This window comes from Desulfocucumis palustris, assembly GCF_002933875.1.
Lineage (GTDB): Bacteria > Bacillota > Desulfotomaculia > Desulfotomaculales > Desulfocucumaceae > Desulfocucumis > Desulfocucumis palustris.
This window is the reverse complement of sequence record NZ_BFAV01000140.1, coordinates 1-25,132: the sequence shown is the minus strand read 5'-3', so window position 1 is coordinate 25,132 and position 25,132 is coordinate 1. Positions and strand designations below refer to the sequence as shown.

The 25,132-nt window shown below is 53.1% G+C and carries 28 protein-coding genes, 1 tRNA gene, 1 other RNA gene and 1 other annotated feature; of the genes, 27 read left to right on the top strand and 3 right to left on the bottom strand.

The genetic code is table 11. The features are described 5' to 3' along the window. Nucleotides 1–128: 128 nt before the first annotated feature. Nucleotides 129–884, top strand: a complete 756-nt coding sequence (locus tag DCCM_RS12105; protein WP_104372661.1) for a DUF3800 domain-containing protein — start codon at nt 129–131, stop codon at nt 882–884. A gap of 228 nt (nt 885–1,112) precedes the next feature. Here DCCM_RS12105 and DCCM_RS12100 read toward each other — a convergent pair whose 3' ends face one another. Further along, nucleotides 1,113–2,387 (bottom strand): [Fe-Fe] hydrogenase large subunit C-terminal domain-containing protein, encoded by a 1,275-nt coding sequence (locus DCCM_RS12100; protein WP_104372660.1) that lies wholly within the window; start codon nt 2,385–2,387, stop codon nt 1,113–1,115. Between the two features lie 155 nt (nt 2,388–2,542). On the opposite strand from DCCM_RS12100, the gene DCCM_RS12095 reads away from it, so the two are divergent. The 14 genes from DCCM_RS12095 to DCCM_RS12030 all read left to right on the top strand — a co-directional run bounded on the left by DCCM_RS12095 (nt 2,543) and on the right by DCCM_RS12030 (nt 12,554). Continuing rightward, a complete protein-coding gene (locus DCCM_RS12095; protein ID WP_128739147.1) occupies nt 2,543–2,845 on the top strand; it encodes an H-type small acid-soluble spore protein in 303 nt (100 codons plus the stop codon). A gap of 587 nt (nt 2,846–3,432) precedes the next feature. Continuing rightward, nucleotides 3,433–3,522, top strand: a tRNA-Ser gene (locus DCCM_RS12090). 22 nt (nt 3,523–3,544) lie between these two features. Next, an RNA gene (gene ffs, locus DCCM_RS12085) (signal recognition particle sRNA large type) lies at nt 3,545–3,809 on the top strand. 217 nt (nt 3,810–4,026) lie between these two features. Beyond that, nucleotides 4,027–5,859 carry a DNA polymerase III subunit gamma/tau gene (gene dnaX / locus DCCM_RS12080; protein WP_104372658.1) on the top strand — a complete coding sequence of 611 codons (1,833 nt, stop codon included), beginning with the start codon at nt 4,027–4,029 and terminating at the stop codon, nt 5,857–5,859. A 116-nt stretch (nt 5,860–5,975) separates the two neighbouring features. Then, on the top strand, nt 5,976–6,293 hold the full coding sequence (locus DCCM_RS12075) for a YbaB/EbfC family nucleoid-associated protein (RefSeq protein WP_104372657.1): 318 nt from the start codon (nt 5,976–5,978) through the stop codon (nt 6,291–6,293). Between the two features lie 35 nt (nt 6,294–6,328). Next, nucleotides 6,329–6,925, top strand: coding sequence for a recombination mediator RecR (gene recR, locus DCCM_RS12070; RefSeq protein ID WP_104372656.1), 597 nt, complete (start codon nt 6,329–6,331; stop codon nt 6,923–6,925). 299 nt (nt 6,926–7,224) lie between these two features. After that, complete coding sequence (locus DCCM_RS12065) at nt 7,225–7,488, top strand: pro-sigmaK processing inhibitor BofA family protein (RefSeq protein WP_104372655.1); 264 nt, start codon at nt 7,225–7,227, stop codon at nt 7,486–7,488. 477 nt (nt 7,489–7,965) lie between these two features. Further along, on the top strand, nt 7,966–8,649 hold the full coding sequence (locus DCCM_RS12060; RefSeq protein ID WP_104372654.1) for a hypothetical protein: 684 nt from the start codon (nt 7,966–7,968) through the stop codon (nt 8,647–8,649). A gap of 51 nt (nt 8,650–8,700) precedes the next feature. After that, nucleotides 8,701–9,789, top strand: a complete 1,089-nt coding sequence (locus tag DCCM_RS12055; RefSeq protein ID WP_104372653.1) for a transketolase C-terminal domain-containing protein — start codon at nt 8,701–8,703, stop codon at nt 9,787–9,789. Between the two features lie 116 nt (nt 9,790–9,905). Beyond that, the gene (locus DCCM_RS12050) at nt 9,906–10,664 is read left to right on the top strand and encodes a thiamine pyrophosphate-dependent enzyme (protein WP_104372652.1); all 759 of its coding nucleotides are present in this window, start codon (nt 9,906–9,908) and stop codon (nt 10,662–10,664) included. 2 nt (nt 10,665–10,666) lie between these two features. Then, a complete protein-coding gene (locus DCCM_RS12045; protein ID WP_104372651.1) occupies nt 10,667–11,233 on the top strand; it encodes a 2-oxoacid:ferredoxin oxidoreductase subunit gamma family protein in 567 nt (188 codons plus the stop codon). Nucleotides 11,234–11,249: 16 nt separating this feature from the next. Next, nucleotides 11,250–11,510: a 4Fe-4S dicluster domain-containing protein gene (locus DCCM_RS12040; RefSeq protein WP_104372650.1), complete on the top strand. Its 261-nt coding sequence runs from the start codon at nt 11,250–11,252 to the stop codon at nt 11,508–11,510. A gap of 393 nt (nt 11,511–11,903) precedes the next feature. Beyond that, nucleotides 11,904–12,248 carry a cupin domain-containing protein gene (locus DCCM_RS12035; RefSeq protein ID WP_104372649.1) on the top strand — a complete coding sequence of 115 codons (345 nt, stop codon included), beginning with the start codon at nt 11,904–11,906 and terminating at the stop codon, nt 12,246–12,248. 84 nt (nt 12,249–12,332) lie between these two features. Next, a complete protein-coding gene (locus DCCM_RS12030) occupies nt 12,333–12,554 on the top strand; it encodes a sigma factor G inhibitor Gin (RefSeq protein WP_165792136.1) in 222 nt (73 codons plus the stop codon). Here DCCM_RS12030 and DCCM_RS12025 read toward each other — a convergent pair. Further along, nucleotides 12,509–12,772: a hypothetical protein gene (locus DCCM_RS12025; protein ID WP_104372647.1), complete on the bottom strand. Its 264-nt coding sequence runs from the start codon at nt 12,770–12,772 to the stop codon at nt 12,509–12,511. The two genes, DCCM_RS12030 and DCCM_RS12025, sit on opposite strands and share 46 nt — an antisense overlap. Before the next feature lie 241 nt (nt 12,773–13,013). On the opposite strand from DCCM_RS12025, the gene DCCM_RS12020 reads away from it, so the two are divergent. The 6 genes from DCCM_RS12020 to rsmI are packed head-to-tail and all read left to right on the top strand — an operon-like array spanning nt 13,014 to nt 18,122. Then, nucleotides 13,014–14,462 carry an aminotransferase class I/II-fold pyridoxal phosphate-dependent enzyme gene (locus DCCM_RS12020; protein ID WP_104372646.1) on the top strand — a complete coding sequence of 483 codons (1,449 nt, stop codon included), beginning with the start codon at nt 13,014–13,016 and terminating at the stop codon, nt 14,460–14,462. Then, the gene (gene tmk / locus DCCM_RS12015; protein ID WP_104372645.1) at nt 14,459–15,088 is read left to right on the top strand and encodes a dTMP kinase; all 630 of its coding nucleotides are present in this window, start codon (nt 14,459–14,461) and stop codon (nt 15,086–15,088) included. Before DCCM_RS12020 ends, tmk begins: the two co-directional genes overlap by 4 nt. Next, nucleotides 15,085–16,110, top strand: coding sequence for a DNA polymerase III subunit delta' (gene holB, locus DCCM_RS19500; protein WP_104372644.1), 1,026 nt, complete (start codon nt 15,085–15,087; stop codon nt 16,108–16,110). Before tmk ends, holB begins: the two co-directional genes overlap by 4 nt. Before the next feature lie 5 nt (nt 16,111–16,115). After that, nucleotides 16,116–17,012, top strand: coding sequence for a PSP1 domain-containing protein (locus DCCM_RS12005; protein WP_104372643.1), 897 nt, complete (start codon nt 16,116–16,118; stop codon nt 17,010–17,012). Next, nucleotides 16,933–17,265 (top strand): initiation control protein YabA, encoded by a 333-nt coding sequence (locus DCCM_RS12000; RefSeq protein WP_104372642.1) that lies wholly within the window; start codon nt 16,933–16,935, stop codon nt 17,263–17,265. Before DCCM_RS12005 ends, DCCM_RS12000 begins: the two co-directional genes overlap by 80 nt. After that, nucleotides 17,262–18,122 carry a 16S rRNA (cytidine(1402)-2'-O)-methyltransferase gene (rsmI, locus tag DCCM_RS11995; protein ID WP_104372641.1) on the top strand — a complete coding sequence of 287 codons (861 nt, stop codon included), beginning with the start codon at nt 17,262–17,264 and terminating at the stop codon, nt 18,120–18,122. The genes DCCM_RS12000 and rsmI overlap by 4 nt, the downstream gene beginning before the upstream one ends. An 80-nt stretch (nt 18,123–18,202) precedes the next feature. On the opposite strand, the gene DCCM_RS11990 is transcribed toward rsmI, so the two are convergent. After that, the gene (locus tag DCCM_RS11990; RefSeq protein ID WP_104372640.1) at nt 18,203–18,457 is read right to left on the bottom strand and encodes an AbrB/MazE/SpoVT family DNA-binding domain-containing protein; all 255 of its coding nucleotides are present in this window, start codon (nt 18,455–18,457) and stop codon (nt 18,203–18,205) included. Nucleotides 18,458–18,654: 197 nt separating this feature from the next. Beyond that, nucleotides 18,655–18,928 (top strand) — a binding site (T-box leader). Nucleotides 18,929–19,033: 105 nt separating this feature from the next. Here DCCM_RS11990 and metG point away from each other — a divergent pair. The 6 genes from metG to DCCM_RS11955 all read left to right on the top strand — a co-directional run bounded on the left by metG (nt 19,034) and on the right by DCCM_RS11955 (nt 25,063). Next, nucleotides 19,034–20,584, top strand: a complete 1,551-nt coding sequence (gene metG, locus DCCM_RS11980; protein WP_104372638.1) for a methionine--tRNA ligase — start codon at nt 19,034–19,036, stop codon at nt 20,582–20,584. A gap of 111 nt (nt 20,585–20,695) precedes the next feature. Further along, on the top strand, nt 20,696–21,487 hold the full coding sequence (locus DCCM_RS11975) for a TatD family hydrolase (protein ID WP_104372637.1): 792 nt from the start codon (nt 20,696–20,698) through the stop codon (nt 21,485–21,487). A 23-nt stretch (nt 21,488–21,510) separates the two neighbouring features. Then, nucleotides 21,511–22,041, top strand: a complete 531-nt coding sequence (cobO, locus tag DCCM_RS11970) for a cob(I)yrinic acid a,c-diamide adenosyltransferase (protein WP_104372636.1) — start codon at nt 21,511–21,513, stop codon at nt 22,039–22,041. A 362-nt stretch (nt 22,042–22,403) separates the two neighbouring features. After that, complete coding sequence (locus DCCM_RS11965) at nt 22,404–23,429, top strand: resuscitation-promoting factor (protein ID WP_104372635.1); 1,026 nt, start codon at nt 22,404–22,406, stop codon at nt 23,427–23,429. 202 nt (nt 23,430–23,631) lie between these two features. Then, nucleotides 23,632–24,519: a 16S rRNA (adenine(1518)-N(6)/adenine(1519)-N(6))-dimethyltransferase RsmA gene (gene rsmA, locus DCCM_RS11960; RefSeq protein ID WP_104372634.1), complete on the top strand. Its 888-nt coding sequence runs from the start codon at nt 23,632–23,634 to the stop codon at nt 24,517–24,519. A 73-nt stretch (nt 24,520–24,592) separates the two neighbouring features. Continuing rightward, nucleotides 24,593–25,063 carry a ribonuclease H-like YkuK family protein gene (locus DCCM_RS11955; RefSeq protein WP_104372633.1) on the top strand — a complete coding sequence of 157 codons (471 nt, stop codon included), beginning with the start codon at nt 24,593–24,595 and terminating at the stop codon, nt 25,061–25,063. Nucleotides 25,064–25,132: the final 69 nt, after the last annotated feature.

The window sequence follows — 25,132 nt, the reverse complement described above, 5'->3', positions numbered from 1 at the left end:
TTATAAATCTTAAGTAATTGCTAACTTGAGTTAAAAGAAAAGCCCAAATAAATTCAGTTGTAAATTTTGTATAATACTATTATGATATGCTAAGAATAATGATTCTAAAGTAGTTATAGGGTATTGCGATGCTTTCTTTTGTTGATATTTCTGGTGATTTTGGATCTAAGCCAGAAAAGGAAAAATATATTGTGGCTTCTGCTGTTATAATTAGAAAGCGCTCTATTGGAGATATAACAAGATTGATACATAATTTCAAGCGTGATATTCTTAATAACGTTTTTTATGAAGCCAAAGCAAATTCATTTATAAATAAAGACACTCTAAACAATCCGGAAAAGAATAAATATAACTATATTCAGCATGTATTTGACTATTGTATTGATAGATACGATTGTTTTTATTCCTCAGTAGTGATTAAAAATGAAGATATAAAGCCTATATTTTCAGGCGACCGTTTGTCTAAACATTATATTTATTTAATGCAAAGAATCCAAAAGGTTGTTCAGAGGGAGCGCTGTGAGAGTGTTGTTGTAATAATTGATAATGATAATAGAAGAATAGATAAAGGAATAGCACATGCATTTAACAGCTATTTATATCGAACAATAGATGGACAGAGCCTGGATCGAATTCTCCAAGCACCCATTTTCGGGGACTCGGAAATGACGGTAGGTATACAGCTTGCGGATTTTGTTGCCGGGACACTTAAAAAATATTATACCACGGGATTAAATGTAATACTGCCGGACGTTGACGAGGGCTTGTATCAAAAAAAATTAAGAGAATTTTATGGCATTATCTATAGTAGAACCCCTAATTTTCCTGGGTTGCCAGGTATCTATGAAGCGCCTCCAGATTTTTTATCAAAGTATTACGTATAATTTATTGCATTTTAAGTTAATAATATGTATATTATTAAATAGAGACTGTGGTTGGAACGTCTGTATCCACTTAAGCACTGTCTAGTTGCTACCAGTCTCTTTGCCTGAGAGTAAGGTAAGATGTTTTTGACATCTTACCTTTTCCTTTTAATGGGAGTTATAAAATCTTTTGATGATAGATGAAAATTTAATTTTCAGGATGGTGACGGCACATATTATAAATTGGCCTCAAAACTTTCGGATAAACATGCCGGCCTTTTCATTGTCCAAAAATTCATAGATATCCTCCACGCCCAGTTGCTTTAAAAGTTCCATAACATATTTATTGTCAACCGGGGTTTGTGAAAGGGCCTCGTCTCCGTAGCTGTCAACCAGCTCCCGGCCCAATCCGGGAGCAATTAATGCCTTTGGTCCTCCCACGCAGCCCCCGGCGCACCCCATCCCTTCCAGGAAATTGGCATCTATATTGCCCTCCAGTACTTCTTTTAACAATTTTCTGCACTCCTGCAAGCCATCAGCCTGTTTGGCCCGTATTTTTAAATCCCTGCCGGGGCTTATGCGGTTCAGGGTATCCTCCACCGCCCGGCTTACACCGGCGGTTCTCGCGTATATCCTGCCCGCCCGGGAGGAATGCTCGCTGACATCCTCCTCCAGTTCCGCCGGTTTGATGCCCACTGCCTCAAATATTTGCTCAACCTCCCGAAAGGTTAGCACGGCATCCACGGCGTCCTTTATATCCGGTTCTTTGGCCTCTGCTTTTTTTGCTATGCAAGGCCCCACAAAAACCACTTTTGAACCGGGGTGCAAATGTTTGATTCCCCTGCCACACGCCACCATGGGTGATACGGAGGGTGATATATGGGGAACCAAATCCTTAAAAACCCGTTTTACCATGGAAACCCATATGGGACAGCAGCAACTGGTAAGTAAGAAGTCGTCGTGCTTTGTGACATGGCGGTCAAATTCCAGCGCTTCTTTTAAAGTAAGCATATCGGCGAAAAGAGCAACTTCCACCATCCCGTAGAAGCCCAGCCTTTTAAAGGCGGTCCTCATTTTTCCCGGGGTGGCCCCGGGGCCGAATTGACCGATAAAGGCCGGGGCCACTATTGCAAAAACCGGAACGCTGCGATCCTTTAAAAGCTCAATCAGAGGTATAAATTCCTTTTTATCAACCAGGGAGAAATCCCTGCATACTTCCACGCATTTTCCGCAGCCGGCACAATTATTCTGCTGGATAACAACGTTGCCCTCCATGTCTCTGACAATGGCATTGAAGAGGCATGACGCCTGGCAATCCTTTTCATCATCGCCGCAGGCGTTGTTGCAATCCTTTATCTTGAATACCACCCTGTCCGGTTCCCCGCCCCCCGAGGCGTAAAGCAGGTAATCGTCGGTAAATTGATCGCCCTCTTGACGGATTTTTTCAATCTCTTCGGGCATGTTTCCCCTATAGCCGGATTTCACAAGCTTTTTAAAAATATCTTCATAAATTGAGCCTGTCATGTTATATCCTTTACCAATTTTTTGTTACTATCTACTGTTTTATGGTTTTTTATTCCAACCCCCCCGCAATATTTTTTTGCAAATCATGGAAAGGATTACTGCTAACCGGTGCTGTTTAATTGCTTTTGCGGTCGCGGGCCGCGTGCGGCCGGGCTTTGCGGGACAGTTCGTTCCAATGGCCGCCGATGGCTTCCATGGGAAAAGAGCAGGCAAAGGTTAATTATTTTCATGGTGATGGGAAAAATATTTATAAATTTATACTTGAAAGCGGGGATTATGTGGATATCGACAGGGCGAGGAAGATATTAAACACGAGGGGAACGGTGGAAGTGTTTCGTAACGGGCTGCCCGTGTGGATAGAGGGTGTTGATGAGGTAAACAATACCGCGTCGGTAAGGCCGTTAAACGGCCCCGGTATGGTCAGCGAGGTGCCGGTGGCGGAGTTGGTGGAAGGTTAGTTTTTTCCCTGCCCGGAGGCTCCCGGGCCAATGTCTGACATAAATTGCATTAAACAATATTGCGGCGTTTTATTGCAATTTGTAAGTGGAGATGGTATTATAACTGCAAGCACCATCCTTACTAAAGACACGGTTTAACGGAACGGCAGCGTTTTTGGAAGCTTTGCCTTTTGTTACTCGGTTGACCAGTCCAGGGATAGTGTTTTTTGTTTCCAAGTTAGTGTATGACGGTTTTAATGAACGGTAAGTGTGTCCCGACGTTACTTTGGGTTCAGAAGAGGCAATTGGTTTAATCCGAACGGAGTGTAGATGCAAAGGCATGGGAGTTACTCAACTGTAAGGATGGTTGCCTATTGAGAGAAGGCCGCGGGCCTTCTCTCTTTTAATTAAGCAGGTTTTAGCGGCTTTACGGAATAGGGATTTACTCCAGGTAATTACACCTGCTGGCGCATGTGCTGGTGAAAGGTTGCCAATTCTCAAAAACGCTTGCATCGGAGTCCAATTATATGTATAATAATCTAGTCGCAGTAATTTGCGGAATGTTGATTTTCCGCTTAAATCAATAGGTTTTACTTTTTGGAGTCCACGGAGAGATGGCCGAGCGGATGAAGGCGCACGCCTGGAGAGCGTGTGGGCGGGTAACCGCCTCCAGGGTTCGAATCCCTGTCTCTCCGCCATTTATTTTTATTTGAAAATTGGCCGTGCTAGATGGGGAGGTAGCGGTGCCCTGAACCCGCAAACCGCTATAGCGGGATTGAATTCCTGCCCCAGGGTTTAGCTTGTGGGGTCCGGCCCCTGTAAGGGGTGTTGACGGTTGGGTCTTGCGCGACGGGGGCTCCTGAACCGTGTCAGGTCCTGACGGAAGCAGCACTAAGGGAACACCTCCGGGTGCCGCGAGGTTGCCTGACCCGAGCTACCTGCAGGGGTAACGCCCGGAAGTTATTATTCAAAGGCAGGTGCACGGCCTGCAAGATTATAAAAGAACTGTTCCTGACCGGAGCAGTTCTTTATTTTTTATTTAAAGGAAAAGGCTTTTGGGTTATAGAATTTTACTTTGACCTTTTCCCCCGGGCCAGAAACGGAAGGTTCCAGCCCGGTTTACATTGGGAAAGGCAAAGGTGTATAAATATTATATGGTTTTGCTTTGAAACTACTTCTATTTGTAACGGAGTGTTAAAACTATGGCCTACATGGCTTTGTACCGCCAGTGGAGACCCCGGACCTTTCAGGAGGTGGCGGGGCAGGAGCATATTGTCCGGACCCTGCAAAACGCCCTCAAAAGCGGCCGGGTGACCCATGCCTATCTGTTTTGCGGTCCCCGGGGCACCGGCAAGACCACAACCGCCAAGATTCTGGCAAAGGCGCTGAACTGTCTTGACCCGCGGGAGGCGGAGCCCTGTGGCGGGTGCAGCAATTGCCTGGAAATACAGGCCGGAACCTCCATGGACGTAATAGAGATTGACGCCGCCTCAAACCGGGGCATTGATGAGGTCAGGGAACTGCGGGAAAATATAAGGTTTTCCCCAACCACCGGAAACAAAAGGGTATACATAATTGACGAGGTGCATATGCTCACGGACCCGGCTTTCAACGCCCTGTTGAAGACCCTGGAGGAGCCCCCGGGGCACGCGGTTTTCATACTGGCTACCACTGAGCCCCACAGGGTCCCCCTGACCATACTGTCCCGTTGCCAGCGTTTTGATTTTCACCGCATCAGCCCCCCGGTGATGGCCCAAAGGCTAAAGGAAGTGGCCCGGGGAAGCGGTATAGAGATCGAGCAGGAGGCTCTGGAATTAATTGTTAAAGCTGCGGACGGGGGCTTAAGGGATGGCCTGGGCATGCTGGATCAGGCCGGCTCATTGGGGAGCGGCCGGGTGGGAGCGGAGGATATTCACCGCATGTTGGGCACTGTCCGGAGGGATGTGCTGGAGAAATTAAAGGATCTGATTATGGCAGGGAAAGCAGGGGACTGTCTTGTCCTGCTGGGGGATATTTTTCAAAGGGGGCTGGACCTGCGGCTCTTCGTCAGGGAATTTGCCTCTCATGTAAGGGCTTTGATGCTGACAAACCTGTCCTCCGGAATGGAACAGCCGGATTCCGGGGGTGGTCCGGAGCTGGGTAAACTGCTGGAGGTGCTGGATATACTCACCGGCGTGGAGCAGGAAATGAAATGGAGCAGCCAGCCCGGGGTGCTGCTGGAAGTGGCCCTGGTGCGCTGCGCCAGGGTATATCTGTATGGTGAAACCGGGCACCGGCAGGAGGACTTAAGGGAACTGTCCGCCCGGGTGGCCGAATTGGAGGCTTTGCTGCCGGGTTTGGGACCGGGCGGCGGGGAGCGTGGCGGCTATCCCCTTCCGGACCCGCCGGAGACTGTCAAGGCCCCGGCTCCGGCCACGGTACCCGGGGAGGGAGGGGTGCCGGCGGTAAAGGATAAAACCTCCGGCCCCGGCCGGGACGTGGGGGATGCCGGGAATTCCGGTGTCCGGCCAAAGTCGTCTGACCGGGGCCAGCAGGCCCCGGTTGTGAAAAAAAAGTCCGGCGGGTCCCGGACGGCTGAAGAGCAGTCCGTTCTCCAGGCGGTGCAAAAGCCGGGGGAAGCGCCCGGCCAGGCCGCACAGCTGCTGGGGAAAATAGCCGAGCGCTGGGAGAATATAATGGACAGCGTTCATCGTTCCAAAAACTGCGGCAACATATATTCCTACCTTACCGGGGGTGCCGGCGCCTGGCCCGCCACGGTTGCCGGTAAAGTGCTGACGGTGGCCTTCTGGGAAAAGGACCCCTATTCTTTCCTGGCCGCCAACAATATGGAAAACAAAGATAACAAGGACATGTTCACAAAAATATTAAAGTCCGTCTGCCGGGAGGACCTGGAGGTACGGTTTGTTATTTCAAAGGAGGAGCCGCCGGCCGGCAAGCAGGAAAAAACCGAGGAGGATATTTCCCACGACGAGGCGGCGGGCCTGTTCCAGGGCGAGGGGCAGGAAATACTTGAAGACAACCCCTTTGACGAATAAATTTACAATAAAAGGTTATTTACATGAATATATTCTGTGAATAATGTAATAAACAACTTTACCGGGGAAAGTCCCCTGATTGCTAAAAGTATATAAATATTGAGGAGGTTTTTTCGATGATGGGTGGCAATATGTCCAAAATGATGAAACAGGTGCAGAAGATGCAGTCCGACATGGTGAAAATGCAGGAGGAACTGGGCGGCCGCACGGTGGAAGCCACCGCCGGGGGCGGGGTGGTAAAAGTGGTGGCCAACGGCAAGCAGGAGCTGGTCTCCGTGGAAATAAACCCCGAGGCGGTGGACCCGGAGGATGTGGAAATGCTTCAGGATCTCATTCTCACCGCGGTAAACGCGGCTCTGAACCAGTCCAGGGACATGGTGACCAAGGAAATGTCCAAATTAACCGGCGGCCTGAATATTCCCGGATTGTTTTAAGCGGGAAGAGGGAAGCGGCAAGGATGTGGTAATAGATGCACAATACCGGGCCGGTGGCCCGACTGGTGGATGAATTCGCCAGGCTGCCGGGAATAGGGCCTAAAACCGCCCAGCGCCTGGCCTTCTATATTTTGAACCAGCCCGCCGAAACCGCCGGCAGGCTGGCTGCGGCCCTGCTCGAGGCCCGGGAAAGCACCCGCCGCTGCACGGTTTGCCTGAATCTCACCGATCAGGAGCCGTGCGCTGTTTGCGCCGACCCCAGGCGCACCCCCGGGGTTATATGTGTGGTGGAGCAGCCCCGGGACGTGCTGGCCATGGAAAAGTCCAGGAGCTTTAAAGGGCTTTACCATGTGCTTCATGGCTCCCTGTCCCCCATGAACGGTATCGGCCCTGATGAATTAACGGTGCGGGAGCTGTTGAAAAGGATAGGGGAGGGGAAAGTTAAAGAAGTTATATTGGCCACCAATCCCAATGTGGAGGGGGACGCCACCGCCCTATACCTTTCCAGGCTGATTCAGCCCCTAAACGTCAGGGTTACCAGGCTGGCCCACGGACTGCCGGTGGGCGCCAGCCTGGAATACGCGGACGAGATAACCCTTTCCAAGGCCCTGGAGGGAAGAAGGGAGCTTTGAGGCTTGCCCCGCCGGGTAAAACCGGTTAATTATCCCGCAACAGCCTGTGCATGTTCGGCAGGGGAATAACCCCTTCCGAACCCAGGGCCTACTTATATTGAGCGCTGTGATTTAAAATATAGTAACTCCGGGCAGAGTAATATTTTTCCATTCCACGGCATAATTTGTTAGGGGACATTTCTTAGGGAGACTTGTTGAAACGCAAGGGATATAAGCCGCCCTAAGAAGGTGTGTCCCCTGCCCCGGGTTGGGGACATCCCTTCGGGAGATTGTTTGGGGATATGAGGAGGGAAGCTGTAATGGAATGGAGTGCGGCGCTTTTAATAATGCTCGGGCTGTGTGTCCTTTTTTTGCTGGGAACGGTTCTGGTGAAGCCTGTGATGCTGCTTCTCAGGGCTTCCTTTTACCTGCTGGCGGGTCTATTGCTGCTGGTGCTGGTTAACGCGGTTTTGGGAAGGCTCGGGATGCACCTGGCGGTTAATCCGGCCACCATACTGACAGCGGGCGTTTTACACGTTCCCGGGGTTATACTGCTGCTGGTTCTGGAGGCTCTGTTCGTATAAGCCCCATGTCCGGGGCGATTATCCGTTTAATTGACTTTGGTATAACTTTTGCACTATACTGAAAATGTCTTTTGCCGTAAGAGCGGGCGGGGCGCTAGAATTATAGCTCCCTCCGGCTTATTTTATTTATCTCGCTAACAGCCTGTAACACCCCTTCCCTGAAGGCCGGGGATAAACAGGCAATTAAGGAAAGGGGACACACCTCTCTTTGGAGCGTGGCTTTCGGGGCAGAGGAATGTCCCCAACGCGAACTAAGTTCGCTCTAAGGGTTCGGTAGGGGAATAACCCCTTCCGAACCCAAGGCTCACTTATATTCTCGATATATCCCGGGGAGGCTTCCCGTAATATTTTTTGGTAATATTCTGTATACTTAAAGGGTTTCTATTGTTTTTTGTGAACATTATGTAATAAAATTATTTTTAATAATTTTTATAATTTAGAATGATAATTTGGAATGAAAATTTTGCAATTTTATTAATGGAGGTGAGGCATAATATTTCCAGTAGGATAGTGGAAGCATATATAGGTGAATATGCCAGCGGCAAAAGCGAGATTGCCGTCAACCGGGCTATTATGCTGGCCCGGGGCGGGCATCGGGTTTCACTGGTTGACCTGGATATTGTGGAGCCGTGCTATACCTTAAGGCCCATTAAAAAGCAGCTGATGGGAATGGGCATTGATGTACTGGCCTGGGAGACCAGGGAAACATTGGGCCTGGGCGAGGTCGGGAATATTATGCGGCCTGCCAACCGCTGGGCGCTTAAAAGGCCCGGGGACATTATCCTTGATATCGGTTACGGGGTGGAGGGTTCGCGTACCCTGAACCTGCTGGAGGGGGCCGGCACGGACCCGGACCTGAAAATAATGGTTGTGGTCAACGTTTCCCGGCCAATGACCTCATCCGTGGACGACATAGTGGAATATATAGGGCAGCTGGGACGGGTGGACGCACTGGTAAACAATACCCACCTGGGGGATGAGACCACCCCGGAGGTGATTCAGGAAGGCGCCAAAACGGTGGCCCGGGCGGCGGCGGCACTTGGCCTGCCGGTGGTGGCCACCACCGCCGTGGAGGAAGTGGCGGAAAAAATCGGGCCTAAAGATTGCATGGGTAATCAGGTGTGGGCGATAAGGCGCTATATGCCGCACACACTTTGGTAAAGGCTGTTTTACTTACGGCCGGGCAATAGATTTAGGAGGTGTTTTAGTTTAATGGCAGATAAGCCTATTCAGGGAGAGAAGCGGGTCTTTATGACCGGCAACGAGGTTGTGGCTTACGCGGCGATGGCTGCCAAAGCCGAAATTATGTACGGTTATCCCATTACGCCCCAGAATGAAATAATGCATTACTGGACCAGGATGGCTCCCAAGTACAACCGGGAGTTCTTACAAACAGAGGACGAACTTTCCGCCGGGTTTACCACCCTGGGCGGGGTGCTGGCGGGGAGAAAAGCGTTTACCGCCACCGCCGGCCCCGGCAATACCCTGATGCAGGAACCCATGTCCATGGCGGAGGCCATGCGGCTTCCCTCCGTGGTGGTGGTGCAGCAGAGGGGCGGCCCCTCCACAGCTACCGTTATTTATTCCCAGCAGGAGGTCACCATGACCACCCTGGGAGGAAACGGCGAGGGACTGCGGGTGGTCTATTCCACTTCCACCCACCAGGAATTATTCGATTATACCATCAAGGCGTTCAATACGGCCTGGAAATACAGATTCCCCACCTTCGTGCTGGGCGACGGCTACCAGGCGAAAATGAGGGAGTCTCTTACCATGTACGACCCCGAGGAAAGAGGCATAGAATTGTTGCCGGCCCAGCCTTACATGGGCAAACCCGGCACCCCCGGCGTGGACAGGCCGCCCTCCCAGTACCGCAACACCTATAATGTTGAGGAAGAGCTCTACGAGGTGCTGCAGGGCTATTTTGAGGATTACGCCAAAATGGCCCCGGAAGTTGCCGAGTATGAAAGCTTCGGAGTGGATGACAGCGACCTGGTGGTGGTGTCCCACGGAGTCGTGGCCCGGGCCTGTAAGGAAGCCGTCAAGGAACTGAGAGAAGCGGGGGTCAAGGTCGGCTATTTCCGTCCCATAACCCTTCGTCCGCTGCCGGAGAAACAGCTGCGTGAAGCTGCTGAGAAGTCCGGAAGATTTTTGGTGGCTGAATCAGCCCAGGGACAGCTTGACCGCTTGCTCAAGGAAGCCTTGTTCGGCGCCAAAGTGGAAATGATCCCCATGTACAAACCCGGTGTGGGCATTACCTCGGAAGAGGTCGCGGCCAGGGTTAAATCCGTTATGGGCTAATTTTAAGATTTAATATTTACAGAGAGATTTTTTGAGAGAGATTTCTAAAATCTTCCATGATCATACCGGGCATTGTACATATGCCCGGCCTGCTGAAATTGAAAGGAGGCTGTTCCATGTCTGTGCAACCTGCCATGCCAAAAAGCTGGCGCCTGGATACAAAACCACACAAATTCTGCCCCGGCTGCGGCCACGGACTGGTGTTAAAAGCCCTGGGCCAGGCCATTGACGAATTGGGCATACAGGACCGGGCTGTTTTCGGCTGTGATATAGGATGTTCCCTTTTGTCCTGGGACTTTTTCAATGTGGATACCATACAGACTCACCACGGGCGGACAACCCCGGTTGTCACCGGGATGAAGAGGGCAAACCCCAACCTTATAGGTATCGCCTACATGGGTGACGGCGGCGGCTATGCCATCGGCTCCCAGCACCTGGTCAACGCCGCGGCCAGAAATGAAAGAATAACCGTAATACTGGTAAACAACACCCAGTATGGCATGACCGGCGGGCAGATGGCCCCCACCACCATGCCGGGTCAGAAAACTGAAACAAGCCCGTACGGAAGGGACCCGGAGAAAACCGGTTATCCCACCCAGGGACCGGAAATGGTTGCCGCCATTACCAAGGAAGGGGCCTACGTGGCCCGGGGGACGGTGGCCAACTTAAGGCAACTCAAAGGATTTATCAAAAAAGCTCTGGAAAACCAGATCAACGGGGGAGGCTTCTCCTTCGTGGAAGCCCTGTCCACCTGTCCCACCAACTGGCGTACCAATGCCGAGGAGACCTGGAATTTCGTGGAGAAGGAAATGACCAAGTACTTCAAGGTGGGAGAAATTAAGGTGCCCGGACCCCGGCAAGAGGAGGGAAATTAAACATGGCTAAGGCGGTTAAGATCATCCTGGCAGGGGAAGGCGGCCAGGGTGTGCAGTCGGTGGCGGAAATTATTGCCGAAGCGGCCAACGAGCAGGGCCGTGAAGCCCTTTACATTCCCAACTTCGGGGTGGAGCAAAGGGGCGGCGTTTCCGTGGCCTACCTTCAGATCGGCGATGAACCCATCGGCGCGCCTAAATTCCTTACAGGAGATATTGTTGTGGCTCTTAGCGACCGGGCGGTACACCGTACCCGCCAGTATGCCGGCCCGGAAACGGTTTTTGTATATGATTCCGGTATTGAAGGGGTGGAGGACGCCATTCCCACCAACGCTAAAAAGGTTTTGCCTATTCCAGCCATAGAAGTGGCCAAAAATGAATTGCACCCCAGGGTTTTCAACATCATAATCATGGGCGCGGTAATCAAGGCTACCGGCGTGGTGCCCGAGCAAAGGGCCAAGGACGCCATTGAGAAAAAACTGGGCTACAAGTTCGAGAAAAACCCCAAACTCCGGGAGCTGAATTTCAAGGCTATCGACCGGGGCGCCGAACTTGTCGCCGGTGCGCTGTAAAGGAGGGGCATTGATCATGACGCAAACCTTTAATGGAAGGACCATAGAAGGGGACAAGGGGTTCTGGACCATTTTCCCCGGACTGTGCAAGGGCTGCGGCCTGTGCATACAAAAGTGCCCCAAAAAGTGCATGTCCTGGTCGGATGTACTGGGAGTATACGGGACACCCTCGGTGGAAATAAACAGCGAGGAATGCATCGCCTGCGGCACCTGCCAGACCTTCTGTCCCGACACCGCCATAGCGGTGGAGCGTAAGAAAAAAGAAAAAAAACAATAGGCTATAAGAATAAAACCACCGGAATAATATCCGGTGGTTTTTATTATGCGACAATTAACGGCAACCGATGTGCACAGCTATTCATTCGATATAGTGGACCACCTCCGGTGCAGGGCATGAGGGGTGTCGATAAAGGATGTATTGACAATGTAAATACATCCTTTAATCCGCATGTGGATTAAAGAGAAAATTAAAACTGAAGTCTGAACAACAAGACTCCGACTCTTTAAAACCTTTAAATAAGGGAAGACAACTCTTGGATTAATAATATATTCCAACACTGGTATTGCCAAGAAATAGACAACGTAAACCAGCAGGCCCCTATGATGTTTCGTTGATTATTATTCAGGAAAGAATAAGTACTGATTATCGCGATTACGGGGAGGTTAAGGCATGCCTGATGTAAAATTTATAAAAAATATTGATTTTGCCACGGTTTTGGAAATGGAATCCCTGGTTGACTACCAGGAGGGCAGGGTGATCAGCAGGACCCTGGCCCAGGGCCGGGCCATGAGCGTGACGCTGTTTGCCTTTGCCCGGGGGGAGGAAATAAGCACCCATTCCTCTTCGGGGGACGCCATGGTTTACCTGCTGGACGGCCGGGCGGAGGTTGTGGTGGGACAGGAAAAATTCGTGCTGAAAAAGGGGCAGACCATAGTGATGCCGGCCAACGTTCCCCACGGGCTCACCGCCATTGAAAAATTCAAAATGCTGCTTGTTGTGGTTTTCGAAAAGTAACCACCGGATGGGCCGGGGCATATTTTTAATAAATGCCCTGCCTTTTTGGGCCGGTGGTTATACTTTATACGGGTGGTGTTTTTTTTGAAAACCAGCTATTGCGGACACGGGGTTTTCCCCCTGCCCGCCGAAAGGTGCCTTCTGTGCGGCAGGGAGGCGGGAGCCGCCGCATTGGGGCTGCGCATCAAGGGGAAGCATATTTGCGCCAATTGTGAAAAGGCCCTGATCGGGTCCTGCTGCCGGGATGAAAATTACAGCCATTACGTTAACGGGCTCAAAAATATATGGCGCTGCCCGGTGGCCTGACCCAGTCCCATGTTTTCCTTTTTTTTAGCCAGCCTTATGCGCCGGTGGGAAAGCTCTATATCGTTTCTGATTTGCTGCAGGGTAACCGGGTTCAATCCTGTGAGCCGGGCTATTTCCAAATCGGTACGGCCTCTTTTCCAGGCCCGGATCAGGGTATGCACATTGGTGCGGTATTTTTTGGAAAGACTTTTTTCGTCGATGGTAATATCGCCGGGCAAATCACTAAAACCCCTTTCTTTAAATATTGATTTTGCGGGATTCCTCGGCATGCGCCGGGGCTTTCCGGCCCCGGCTGTTTAGTTTGAGACGAGGGTCTTTTTTTTCTTAAAGATATTTTGCTTAAAAATCCGGCAACTATAATTAAAAACTGCTGGTAAAATATAAAGTGGGGCCTGGTGGCGGCAATTACTGGCATTATGTTAAAATAATTAATAAAATAATAAACGGCCGGGTGGTTTTTTGTCTTTAAATCAAAAGGAAACGCCACTGCTTGGCGCCATGTTGAAAATAGCCGCCGGCAATGCGGGAAGGTTTCACGTTCCCGGCCACGGCGGCACGTCCGTTCCGCCGGAGTTGCTGGCTGCGCTGGGGCCGGGACTGTTCCGGGCGGACCTGACCGAGTTGCCCGGACTGGATGATTTGAGCAGTCCCTCCGGGGTGATTGAATACGCCCAACAACTGGCTGCCGATGCCTTCGGCGCGGACAGTACTTTTTTTCTGCTTAACGGCAGCACCCTGGGGTTACAGTCCCTGGTGGCGGCCTGCTGCCCCCCGGGCAGTAAAATTATATTGCCCAGAAATATTCACCGCTCCCTGCTGGGGGGGTTAATAATCAGCGGCGCCCAGCCGGTTTTTTTGAATCCGGGCCTTGTGCCGGATTTTAATTTTGCTTCGGGATTGTCCCGGGAAACCGTGCGGCGGGGGCTGGCGGACCATCCCGGGGCCCGGGTGCTGCTGCTGATACATCCCAGCTATTACGGTGTAACCGGGGATACCGCCTCCCACGCGGAGGCGGCTCATGAAGCCGGTATTCCGGTTATCGCGGACGAGGCCCACGGGGCTCACCTGAGGTTTCACCCCGGACTTCCGGAGGATTCATTGTCCCTGGGGGCTGACGCCTCGGTGCAAAGCATGCACAAAACAGGGGGGTCCCTTACCCAGACCGCCCTGCTGCATTTGAAAGGCGGCCGCCTGGACCGGGGGAGGGTTGCCGGGACACTGGCGCTGCTGCAGACCAGCAGCCCCTCATACCCTCTGATGGCTTCCCTGGACGCTTCCAGGAAGCGCCTTTTAATGGAAGGAGACCTGTTTGGGCGGTCCCTGGAACTGGCCCTGGCCCTTAGGGAAAAATTGATTAAAATTAAAGGTATTGAGGTTTTCGGCAGCGAACATGTTGATGGCGACGCAGTGTACGGCTTTGATCCCCTCAGGGTGGTGGTATCGGTTCGGAAGGCGGGCCTTACGGGTTACCAGGCCGCCGGCCGGCTGGCCCGCCGGGGATTGTTTGTGGAGATGGCTGATCAGCAGAATCTGGTGCTGGTCATCGGCCTGGGGGTGGATGCCGTTCACTGTGAAAATTTGCTCCAGGCATTAAAGGAAGCTGTAGAAAATAACAGCCGTAATGGAAAAAGAGCGCCGGGCTTCGGGATGGCGCCTTCGGCCGCTGCCCGGATGTCTCCCCGGGAAGCGTGGTTCGCCCCCTCCAGGAATGTGCGGCTGCCTCAGGCTGCCGGCAAGGTCAGCGCTGAATGGGTGGCGGTGTTTCCGCCGGGCATTCCCGCGCTTATACCCGGTGAAGAAATAAGTCCGGAGATGATAGAGTTTCTCACCGCCGTAAGGGCGGCGGGAGCGCATGTACAGGGACCCTGCGACTCTTCCCTGGTTTTTTTGCGGGTGGTTGATGAATGATTGGCGGGACAGGCAGATTTATAGTATTTGAAGGTATCGACGGCTGCGGTAAAACCACCCAGCTCTCCATGCTCAACAGCGCTCTGGGGGGAATGGGGCACAGGGTTTTATGCACCAGGGAGCCCGGGGGAACCCTGCTGGGGGAACAGATCCGCCGGATACTGCTGACTCCGGGAACACCGCTGCACCCGGAGGCGGAGGCCCTTCTTTTTGCCGCGTCCAGGGCCCAGAATGTGCGGGAGGTTATCCTGCCGGCACTGGGCAGCGGAATAACGGTACTTGCCGACCGCTTCACCGATTCGACCTTGACCTACCAGGGCCATGGCCGCGGGCTGGACAGAGAATTTTTAATTCATTTGAATAATCAGGCGGCCGGGGGGCTGGTTCCCGGTCTTACGGTTTTGCTTGACATCGACCCTGCCGCGGCCATGGCCAGGCTCCGGGGACCGGCGGACAGGCTGGAGCTGGAGCAGGTGGATTTTTTCAGCCGGGTCAGGGGAGGATATTTGTCACTGGCTAATTCCCGGGTTAAGCCCTACCTGGTTTTAGATGCCCAAAGGGAGCCGGAGCCGCTGCACCGGGAGATTCTGGCGGCGGTGCTTAAATTGCTGGAGGAAACCCCATGATAAAAAGCCTGGGAGAAATTATCGGCCATAAAAGGGCCGTGGAAAAATTTAAGCTGGCGGCTTCCTCCGGGCGGGTTTCCCATGCCTACTTGCTGGCGGGGCCCCCGGCCGTGGGCAAGGAGACCCTGGCCCTGGCCTTTGCCCGGGCGCTGCTGTGCCGGCAGCCCCTGGAGGGAGACAGCTGCGGCGCCTGTCTCGGCTGCCGGCAGGCAAATGACGGGGTTCACCCGGACCTGACGGTTACGGGACCCTCCGGGGCCACCATAAAGATTGAGCAGGTCAGGCTGCTGCAGCGGGAGACCAATTCCGGCCCCCGCACCGGAAAGTGGGCTGTAAATATTATCACCGGGGCCGATGCCATGACCCCGGAGGCGGCCAATTGCCTGCTGAAAACCCTGGAAGAACCGGTTTTGGGAACCGTGTTCATACTGGTCACGGCAAAACCCCAGCTGCTTCTTCCCACGGTGGTATCCCGCTGCCAGCAAATTTATCTGCAGCCCCTTTCCCGGGAAGAACTGGCTGAGGGATTGGCCCGGAGCGGGGTCGGGGGGATCGGGGAACTGCCCCTGGCCCTGGCCGGGGGCAGCCTGGGCAGGGCGCTGGCCCTGGCGGATGGCAGCGCCGCGGCTGAAAGGGACCGGGCGGAAAACCTGGCCCGGCGGCTAACCGGTTCCGGAGCCGGAGGCGCGCTTCGGTTGGCGGAGGAACTGTCCGGCGGCTCCTCCCGGGGAGCGGGCAAAGCCCCGGACAGAAGGCATATGAACAATATGCTGGATTTGCTGTTATTGTGGTACCGGGATATAATGTTGGAGAAGGAATCCGCGGGCGGTGAAAACACCGTTAACAGGGATAGGGCCGGCGATATTAAAGAAATGGCCCGTTTTTACACCACCGGGCGGATTATTGAAATAATCAACCATATTGAACAGGCCAAAGGTGCTTTGGCGGCCGGAGCGAATATCCGTTTAACCCTGGAATCGCTGTTTTTAAAGCTTTCGGCGGGTACCGGCCGGGGGAGGTAAATTATATGCCCTACCAGGTAGTGGGGGTCAGATTTAAAAAGGCGGGAAAAGTTTATTATTTTGACCCGGGGGAATACAATCCTCCGGTGGGGTCGGGAGTTATAGTGGAAACCGCCAGGGGAGTTGAATACGGCTCCGTGGTGGCCGGTGTCATGACTGTTCCTGATGAGGAGATAATGGCGCCTTTGAAAAAGGTGCTTCGTATAGCCAGCCAGGAGGACACCCTTCAACTGGAGTCCAACAGGGAAAAGGAAAAAAGGGCCTTTCAGGTGGGGCTGGACAAAATAGCCGCCCACGGCCTGCCCATGAAGCTGGTGGGGGTGGAGCACACCTTTGACGGAAATAAAATAATATTTTACTTTACCGCGGATGGAAGGATAGATTTCAGGGAGCTGGTAAAGGATTTGGCGGCGGTTTTCAGAACCAGGATAGAACTGCGGCAGATAGGTGTAAGGGACGAGGCAAAAATTCTGGGGGGGCTGGGCTGCTGCGGCCGGGAGCTTTGTTGCTGCTCATGGCTGGCGGATTTCGCCTCGGTATCCATCAGAATGGCCAAGGACCAGAATCTGTCATTGAATCCCACAAAGATATCGGGTATCTGCGGCCGGTTGATGTGCTGCCTGAAATATGAAAACGACATTTATGAACAGGCCAGGGAAGAGTTCCCGGAGGTGGGCAGCAGGGTGCAGACGCCTCTCGGGGAGGGCCGGGTCACCGGAATCAATATCTTCAAAAAAACCGTCAGCGTGGAGCACAAGGAAAGCAAGGCCATTAAGGATTATCCCTATAAAGAAGTTACTTCCCTGGGGGCGAGGAACGAAAATGACACATCCGCTGGGAACAATAGTCAGGCAGCTGGAAATGAAAATACAGGACATATCCAGGGATCTGTCCAAGATTAAAAAATATGTGCATACCCTGGAAGATGAAAATTTAAAGTTAAAAGGTGAGCTGGCCCGCCAGATTCTTGGTGATGCCGGTGTGGAAATCGCGGCCGGGGAAGTAATAACCGATGAAACCACCGGTGAAGGGATCGCCAATCTCACCCGCCTGTATGAGCGGGGATTTCACATCTGCAGCCTGAACTTCGGCTCCAGGCGCGGCGACCAGTGTCTTTTTTGCGCCGCCCTGTTGCGGAGGCCGGAGGGTGATTGAAATTGCCTGAGGAAAAAGGCAAATTATATCTTTGCGCCACACCCATCGGCAACCTGGAGGACATATCCCGGCGGGTGCTGAGGGTGCTGGGGGAAGCCGACCTGGTTGCCGCGGAGGACACCAGGCAGACCATGAAGCTGTTCAGCCGCTTCGATATTCACACTCCCCTCACCAGCTATCACCGGCATAACATAAAAACCAAGGGGGAGCACCTGCTGCAGCAGCTGCTGGCCGGCAAAAGCGTGGCCCTGGTTTCCGACGCCGGAATGCCCGGAATATCGGACCCCGGTGAGGAACTGGTGGCCCTGGCCGTGGCCGCGGGGGTGGACGTGGTGCCCCTGCCGGGCCCCAGCGCCGCCCTTACCGCCCTGGTGGCTTCGGGACTGCCCGCCGGCAGGTTCGTGTTTGAAGGGTTTTTGCCCGCCCGGGGCAAACAGCGGAAGCTGCTGCTGGAGGAATTAAAGGGAGAAAAAAGGACCATCATCCTTTATGAATCTCCGCACAGAATAAAGAGCACCCTTGAAGATTTATTGGAGGCTCTGGGGGATCGCCGGGCTGCGGCGGCCCGGGAGCTGACCAAAAAATTCGAGGAAATCCGCCGGGGCACCCTTTCGGAAATTTTGGCCCGGTGCCGGGAAACCGTTCCCAGGGGGGAATTTACCCTGGTGGTGGCCGGGGCGGAATCTCCCGCCGGAGAGGAAAGCGCCCCGGCGGATAAAACACCGGAAGAACAGGTCCTGGAACTGGAGGCCGCGGGTATTGCCCGCAAGGAGGCCATTAAAAAAATAGCCCGCAGCCGGGGAATGGACCGGCGGGAGCTGTATAAAATAATGACCGGCGTAAAAAATGGGGATTAACAAAAATTAAATCCCAAAAGCAAAAAGGAGGAACTTATCCTCCTTTTTTTGCAACTTTTTACCTCCGGGTTTCCAGTCAACTACATAGCTTTAGCGTTGTCCACCATGGCCAGGGCGCATTCCCGGCAAACAAGCTTGCCCTTGTAATTTTGCACGTTGGAGGCGTTGCCGCAGAATACGCAGGCGGGCTCGTACTTTTTCAGTATTATTTTTTCATTGTCAACATAGATTTCCAGGGCGTCCTTTTCGTCTATGCCAAGAGTCCGTCTCAATTCTATGGGAATAACTACCCGTCCGAGCTCGTCCACCTTTCTAACGATACCAGTGGATTTCATTTTAAATCTCCCCCCCTCTTAAAAAACATATTACAGGATTCGACAAAATACACTGCATGTCCAACTAAATGGTACCAATGGTACCAGTAAAAGTCAATAGTTTTTTAAAAAATGGTTTAATTTGTATAAGCCGGTGAATTTTGCGGAAAACTTGACAACCGCCCCGGGCCGTTGTTAAAATTAGCCTATAATATTGACAAAAGATATTGATGGGGAAGAGTACGCCGGGTAATCCGTACCAGAGAGCGGGGTTGGGTGAAAGCCCGCCGGGCCAGCCGGTGGAACATGGCCCCGGAATCTTTTTGCGCAAAGTCCCGGACTTTTTCGGGGCCGGTAGGCAAAAACGGGATGAGCTCCGTTAAAGCGCTTACGGTATCGGAGATTTTGTGTCTCCCGTACCTGTTGAGGCTCTCTCCCGCAAGGGGGAGGGTAAATTAGGGTGGTAACGCGGAAAAAACCTCCGTCCCTGGCAGGGGACGGAGGTTTATTTATTTTAAAGACGATGTTCGAAAAGTCCGCGGGATATACACTAAAACTCCAGGTTAAACTTAAAAGGCCTAAAGGAAGGATGGTTCCATGAGCAAGGGCAATACTTTTTACATCACCACGCCTATTTATTATCCCAGTGACAACCTGCACATCGGTCATGCCTACACCACCGTGGCGGCGGATGCCATGGCCAGGTTTAAAAGGCTTACCGGGCATGAGGTCTGGTTTTTAACCGGCACCGACGAGCACGGGCAAAAAATAGAGCGGGTATCCCGGGCCAAAAACAGTACCCCCCAGGAGTACGTGGACGGCATTGTGGCCGGGATAAAGGATCTGTGGAGCAAGCTGGAAATAAGCAACAACGATTTTATCCGCACCACCGAGGAAAGGCATAAAAAGGTGGTATCCGCCATATTCCAGCGCCTTTATGACCAGGGGGACATTTACAAGGCAAGTTACCAGGGCTGGTACTGCACCCCCTGTGAGGCCTTCTGGACCGAAAGCCGGCTGGAAAACGGCAACTGCCCGGATTGCGGCCGGGGAGTGGAGCTTTTACAGGAGGAAAGCTACTTTTTCCGCATGTCCAAATATGCCGACCGGCTTTTAAAGCATATAGAAGACAACCCGGAATTCATCCAGCCCGTATCCCGGCGCAACGAGATGATCAGCTTTATCAAAAGCGGGCTGGAGGACCTGTGCGTATCCAGGACCACCTTTGACTGGGGCATACCGGTTCCCTTCGATTCCAAACACGTTATTTATGTCTGGGTGGACGCCCTCTCCAACTACATTTCCGCCCTGGGCTACGGCACCGAAAATGACGGACTGTATAAAAAATTCTGGCCCGCGGACGTCCACCTGATGGCCAAAGATATTGTACGCTTCCATTCCATTATCTGGCCCATCATATTGATGGCGGTGGATCTGCCCCTGCCCAGGCAGGTACTGGCCCACGGCTGGCTGCTGCTGGACAGCGGGAAAATGAGCAAATCCAAGGGCAACGTGGTAAATCCCTGGCTGCTCATCGACAAGTACGGCGTGGACGCCATTCGTTATTACCTGATCAGGGAACTGCCCTTCGGCTCCGACGGCTATTATTCCGAGGAGGCGCTGGTAAACAGGATTAACAAGGATCTGGCCAACGACCTGGGCAACCTGGTCAGCAGAACCCTGGGCATGGTGCAGAAATATTTCAAGGGCCACCTGCGGGCCCCGGGGCCCGCGGAAGGCCCGGACCGGGAGCTGAGCGGCCTGGCCGCCGAAACTCCCGCCGCGGTGGAGGAATTAATGGAGAAAAGGGAGCTGTCCAACGCGCTGGGAGCGCTGTGGCGGCTGGTCTCCAGGGCCAACAAGTACGTGGATGAGACCTCTCCCTGGGTGCTGGCCAAGGACCCGGAAAAGGAGGAGCGCCTGGGCACGGTGCTTTACAACCTTGCGGAAAGCGTGAGGTTCATCACGGTGCTGGCCTCGCCCTTCATGCCCCTGATGGCCCCCAGGGTGTGGCCCATGCTGGGCATAGCGGACCGGCCGGACCTGCACACCTGGGAATCGCTGCGCTGGGGCAAACTGCCCGGGGCAATCCAACTGGGCCGGGGCGAGGCGCTGTTTCCCAGGATTGATCCGGCCACCCTGGAATAGCCGCGGCCTGTTTTGTAAATGAACCCCGGCGCCGCCCGGGGCGGCGCCGGCTGGGAAAGAATGTTTCATCCGGAGAAAATGTATGGGGAGTGAAAGGCTCTGGCCGAAATAATGGACGAAAAAGACCGATTTCTGGTGGACACCCACGCCCACCTGGACATAGAAGAATTCGACGGGGACCGGGAGGAGGCAATCCTCCGGGCCAGGGATGCCGGGGTGAGGTATATTATTAACGCCTCCTTCGACCTTCCTTCCTCCGAAAGGTCAGTAAAACTGGCGAATCAGCATCCCTTCATATATGCCCTGGTGGGGGTGCACCCCCACGAAGCGGAAGACCTGCCGGAAAACTACCTGGCCAGGCTGGGCGGGCTGGCGGCCGGTCCGGGGGTGGTGGCCATAGGTGAGATAGGCCTTGATTATTACCGGGATTTAAGCCCCAGGCCGGTTCAGCAGAAGGTGTTCAGGGAACAACTGGCCCTTTGCAGGGAACTGGACCTGCCGGTGGTTATCCACGACAGGGACGCCCACGGCGATTTAATGGATATTCTTAAAAAAGACGGCATCAGCCGCCGGGGCGGCGTGCTGCACTGCTATAGCGGAAGCTGGGAAATGGCCGGGCTGTGTATGGCCATGGGCTTTTACATTTCCATCGCCGGCCCGGTTACCTTTCCCAATGCTGCCAGGTTAAAGGACATAGCCGGCAAACTTCCGCTGGAAAGGCTGCTGACGGAAACGGACTGCCCCTATCTGGCGCCCCAGGCCCGCCGGGGCAAAAGAAACGAGCCGGCCTATGTGCGTTATGTTACGGAAGAAATAGCCTCCCTGCGGGGAATGGAAACGGATGTTCTTGCCGCCGCGGTATTGGAGAATACCAGGGCGATTTTCGGTATACCGGCGGAATAGATTTTAACAGAGGGGGTAGTTGTATGCCGGATACAAAGGGACTGGTGATGGTTTTTACCGGCAATGGGAAGGGAAAAACCACCGCGGCCATGGGCATGGCGCTCAGGGCCTGGGGCCAGGGACTGAAAATACTGATGCTGCAGTTTATCAAGGGCGGTAAAGGCTACGGCGAACTGAAAGCCGTGGAGAAGCTGCCGGGATTTGAAATAGTCTCCATGGGCGAGGGTTTCGTCAGGGACGCGGGGGAAGACAAAATGGCCGGCCACCGTGCGGCCGCCCGGGAGGCCATGGCCCGGGCCCGGGAGGAAATAAGCTCCGGCAGGTGGGATATGATTATCCTTGATGAAATAAATTACGCGGTGGGCTTCGGGCTGCTCAGCGAGGGTGAGGTACTGGAGCTGATAGATATGAAGCCTCCCGAGCTTCACCTGGTGCTCACCGGCAGGAACGCCACCGGGAAGGTCACCGAAAAGGCGGATCTGGTTACCGAGATAAAAGAGATTAAACACCCTTACGCCAGGGGAATCAAGGCGCAAAAGGGAGTGGAATTTTAAGGCAAAAATTTTTGCGACTATTCATGTCATTCTTTCCAAGGATTGTGCATAGACTTATATTAAAGTATACTTTTCAGCTATTAAAATTTATTGCCGGGATTAAAAGTTCCTTGTGAGAAAGGAACTTTTTTCCGCCATTCCCAACAACTTGGAGGTTTTTTTCGGTTGCCGGCAACCTTGAAATTTATTCGACAATACTTTTGGCGCCTTCCGGGCAGGAAACGGAGGAAGAAGATAGAATTATTAAGATTATGTTATAGGGACATTTCTTTTTGGAACTGCTAAAAGAGAATTAAAGCCGTACAAAAAGGTGTCTTAATAAACAGGTTACCGGGGCCTGTGCGGTAAAGGAGGCTTTACGCATGTCTTTGACGGATTCTTTAAACGCCGAAGAAGGTCAGAAAGCCGCTGGGAGTAGAAAAGGGATTTTCCGTATCGTGCCCCCCCCCATAGTTGCCATGATCATAGTCCTTATCCTGGCGGGCGTTGTTATTGCGGGGTTCGCCTGGGCTCAGAAAACCGTTACCCTGGTGGTGGACGGCAGGGAGACGGTGGTAAAGACAACATCTTCCACGGTGGGTAAACTTTTGAAGGAAAAAGGAATTGTTCCCGGGCCAAAGGATAAAGTAGACCCGCCTGTTAGCGAACAGCTTAAGGAAGGTTCCCGGGTGGAGCTGATGGAATCTCATCATGTGACAGTTGAGGCCGGGGGGGAAATAACGGAGTTTGATACCACCGCAGCTACGGTGGGGGATGCCCTGAAAGAGAAGAACATAGCATTAAACCAGGGCGACCTGGTTGCGCCGGAATCCGGTTACAGGATTGCCGGGGACGTTAAAATCAAGGTGACCAGGGTGCGGGTTGCGGAGGAAGTAAAAAATGTCCCCATACCGTACAGTGTCAGAAGGGACAGCAATCCGGAAATGGCCAGGGGCATAACCCGGGTAATTAAAAAGGGAAGCAACGGTGTCGAGCAGCAACGCTGGCGGGTCACCTACCACGACAGCCAGGCGGTGGAGCACAGGCTGGTGGATAAAAAGACCGTTACCGAGCCGGTTCCCGGAATAATACAGGTAGGCTCCGGACAGAGCGTATCCCGGGGCGGGAGAGATATTCGCTTCAGCCGGGCAATGGAAATTGTGGCCACGGCCTATACCTACACCGGGCGGAATACCGCTTCAGGCAGGGCTCCGGGCTACGGTCTGGTGGCTGTGGACACCAGTGTAATACCCTTTGGCACCAAGCTATATATCGACGGATACGGCTACGCGGTGGCCGCGGACCGGGGCAGGGCCATAAAAGGCAACAGGGTGGACGTGTTTCTCGAGTCGGAGCGTGATGCCCGACGATGGGGTGTCAGACGGGTTAATATGTATATATTGCAGTAGGAGGGCCACAACCCTCCTGCTTTTTTGTCCGGGAACCGTTTCCCAAACCTTCCCCCGGCATCCGGGAAGCGGGAGGTTGAGACCGCAACAGTTTACCGGTTCCTGTCAGGTTAATTTTAGTTTAAACTATAGTTCAATTGAAAAAAATAGTATAAAATGCATTTAGATATTCAGCATGGATAATACGATTTCCGGAGGAACAATGTCGGAGCTGACAATGCCTTCCCAGGTTAAAAACCTGATGGCAAAATACGGTTTTAGCTGCCGAAAAAGTTTGGGGCAGAATTTTTTGGTGGATGCCAACATAGTAAATAAAATAGTGGGGTCGGCGGGTATCACCGGAAACGATACGGTGGTGGAGATAGGCCCCGGGCTGGGGGTGCTTACCAGGGAGGCTGCGGCAATTGCCCGCAGGGTGGTGGCGGTGGAAATCGACCGCCAGCTAATACCCATATTGCAGGAAACCCTGGCTGACCTGGAAAATGTGCAGGTTGTCCGGGGGGATGCCCTGGAGACTGACTTAAACAGGCTGGTCTACGGGGAAAATTGCTCTCACCCAGGCAGCAGACCGTTTATAATAATGGCCAATTTGCCTTATTATATAACCACGCCACTGATTTTACACATATTGAACGGCGGTTATAATTTTAAAGTTATGGTAATGATGATACAGCATGAGGTGGCCCGGAGGCTTGGCGCGGCCCCCGGCACCAAGGATTACGGCTCCCTGACGGTGGCCGTCAACTATCATGCCGGGGTGGAATTCCTGTTCCAGGTATCCCGCACCGTGTTCATACCCAAGCCGGAGGTGGATTCCGCGGTGGTCCGGCTGACCAGAAGGGAAAAGCCGGCAGTGGATGTTCCGAATCAGGAGCTATTTTTTAAAGTGGTCCGGGGCTCCTTCGGCCAGCGCCGTAAAACCATTCAAAACGCCCTGGGCAGCGCCTTTAATTCCGTTGACCGCGCTGCGCTTTCGGATATTCTCAATGCGGCCGGGGTGGAGCCGGGCCGGCGGGGCGAAACCCTGTCCCTGGAGGAATTTGCCCGCATTGCCCGGGGGCTGGCCGGGCTGCCGGAATATAAATCATAAAAGCCCTAATACGGGCTTTGCAGCCTGTTTAGCGGGAGAAAGTTAATATTGAACACTCGGGAGGCGCAGTTTTTTGTATTTTGTCAGTCCCACCAGAGGCAGGATGACCTTCGATCAGATGATGGCTGATATATCCCAATTTATTATCGGTTTGCCGTCCTCTTCCTACAAACTTATCATCGGTTCGGATTCCCAGGTGAAAACTGAGACATGTTTTATCACAGCCGTGGTGATCCACCGGCTGGGCAAGGGAGCCCGCTATTATTACCGAAAAAAACTTCAGAGAAAAATTAAAAGCCTGCGCCAGAAAATATTTTACGAAACAGCCCTGAGCCTGGAAGTGGGCGGTATGATTGCCAAATATCTGGCGGAAAGCGGGCTGGACGATCTGGAGGTGGAAATCCACATTGACGTGGGCAAACAGGGTGAAACCCGGGATTTAATCCGGGAGGTGGTAGGCATGGTGGCGGGCAGCGGATTCCAGGCCAAAATCAAGCCGGAGGCCTTCGGGGCTTCCAGCGTGGCGGATAAGCACACCAAATGACCGGTATAAATCCGGCGGCCGGTGTGCTTTTTATATTTTAGGGTTTTTTCACAATATCCCACCTGTTTC

What these genes read in the sequence shown, in the direction of transcription:
- metG (WP_104372638.1), top strand. Translation starts at nt 19,034, where the DNA reads ATGAGCAAGGGCAATACTTTTTACATCACCACGCCTATTTATTATCCC.
- tmk (WP_104372645.1), top strand. Translation starts at nt 14,459, where the DNA reads ATGATTGGCGGGACAGGCAGATTTATAGTATTTGAAGGTATCGACGGC.
- cobO (WP_104372636.1), top strand. Translation starts at nt 21,511, where the DNA reads ATGCCGGATACAAAGGGACTGGTGATGGTTTTTACCGGCAATGGGAAG.
- DCCM_RS12105 (WP_104372661.1), top strand. Translation starts at nt 129, where the DNA reads ATGCTTTCTTTTGTTGATATTTCTGGTGATTTTGGATCTAAGCCAGAA.
- DCCM_RS12060 (WP_104372654.1), top strand. Translation starts at nt 7,966, where the DNA reads ATGGAGGTGAGGCATAATATTTCCAGTAGGATAGTGGAAGCATATATA.
- recR (WP_104372656.1), top strand. Translation starts at nt 6,329, where the DNA reads ATGCACAATACCGGGCCGGTGGCCCGACTGGTGGATGAATTCGCCAGG.
- DCCM_RS11975 (WP_104372637.1), top strand. Translation starts at nt 20,696, where the DNA reads ATGGACGAAAAAGACCGATTTCTGGTGGACACCCACGCCCACCTGGAC.
- DCCM_RS12040 (WP_104372650.1), top strand. Translation starts at nt 11,250, where the DNA reads ATGACGCAAACCTTTAATGGAAGGACCATAGAAGGGGACAAGGGGTTC.
- DCCM_RS12045 (WP_104372651.1), top strand. Translation starts at nt 10,667, where the DNA reads ATGGCTAAGGCGGTTAAGATCATCCTGGCAGGGGAAGGCGGCCAGGGT.
- DCCM_RS12055 (WP_104372653.1), top strand. Translation starts at nt 8,701, where the DNA reads ATGGCAGATAAGCCTATTCAGGGAGAGAAGCGGGTCTTTATGACCGGC.
- dnaX (WP_104372658.1), top strand. Translation starts at nt 4,027, where the DNA reads ATGGCCTACATGGCTTTGTACCGCCAGTGGAGACCCCGGACCTTTCAG.
- DCCM_RS12065 (WP_104372655.1), top strand. Translation starts at nt 7,225, where the DNA reads ATGGAATGGAGTGCGGCGCTTTTAATAATGCTCGGGCTGTGTGTCCTT.
- rsmA (WP_104372634.1), top strand. Translation starts at nt 23,632, where the DNA reads ATGTCGGAGCTGACAATGCCTTCCCAGGTTAAAAACCTGATGGCAAAA.
- DCCM_RS12100 (WP_104372660.1), bottom strand. Translation starts at nt 2,387, where the DNA reads ATGACAGGCTCAATTTATGAAGATATTTTTAAAAAGCTTGTGAAATCC.
- DCCM_RS12035 (WP_104372649.1), top strand. Translation starts at nt 11,904, where the DNA reads ATGCCTGATGTAAAATTTATAAAAAATATTGATTTTGCCACGGTTTTG.
- holB (WP_104372644.1), top strand. Translation starts at nt 15,085, where the DNA reads ATGATAAAAAGCCTGGGAGAAATTATCGGCCATAAAAGGGCCGTGGAA.
- DCCM_RS12005 (WP_104372643.1), top strand. Translation starts at nt 16,116, where the DNA reads ATGCCCTACCAGGTAGTGGGGGTCAGATTTAAAAAGGCGGGAAAAGTT.
- DCCM_RS12075 (WP_104372657.1), top strand. Translation starts at nt 5,976, where the DNA reads ATGATGGGTGGCAATATGTCCAAAATGATGAAACAGGTGCAGAAGATG.
- DCCM_RS11990 (WP_104372640.1), bottom strand. Translation starts at nt 18,457, where the DNA reads ATGAAATCCACTGGTATCGTTAGAAAGGTGGACGAGCTCGGACGGGTA.
- DCCM_RS12050 (WP_104372652.1), top strand. Translation starts at nt 9,906, where the DNA reads ATGTCTGTGCAACCTGCCATGCCAAAAAGCTGGCGCCTGGATACAAAA.
- DCCM_RS11965 (WP_104372635.1), top strand. Translation starts at nt 22,404, where the DNA reads ATGTCTTTGACGGATTCTTTAAACGCCGAAGAAGGTCAGAAAGCCGCT.
- DCCM_RS12000 (WP_104372642.1), top strand. Translation starts at nt 16,933, where the DNA reads ATGACACATCCGCTGGGAACAATAGTCAGGCAGCTGGAAATGAAAATA.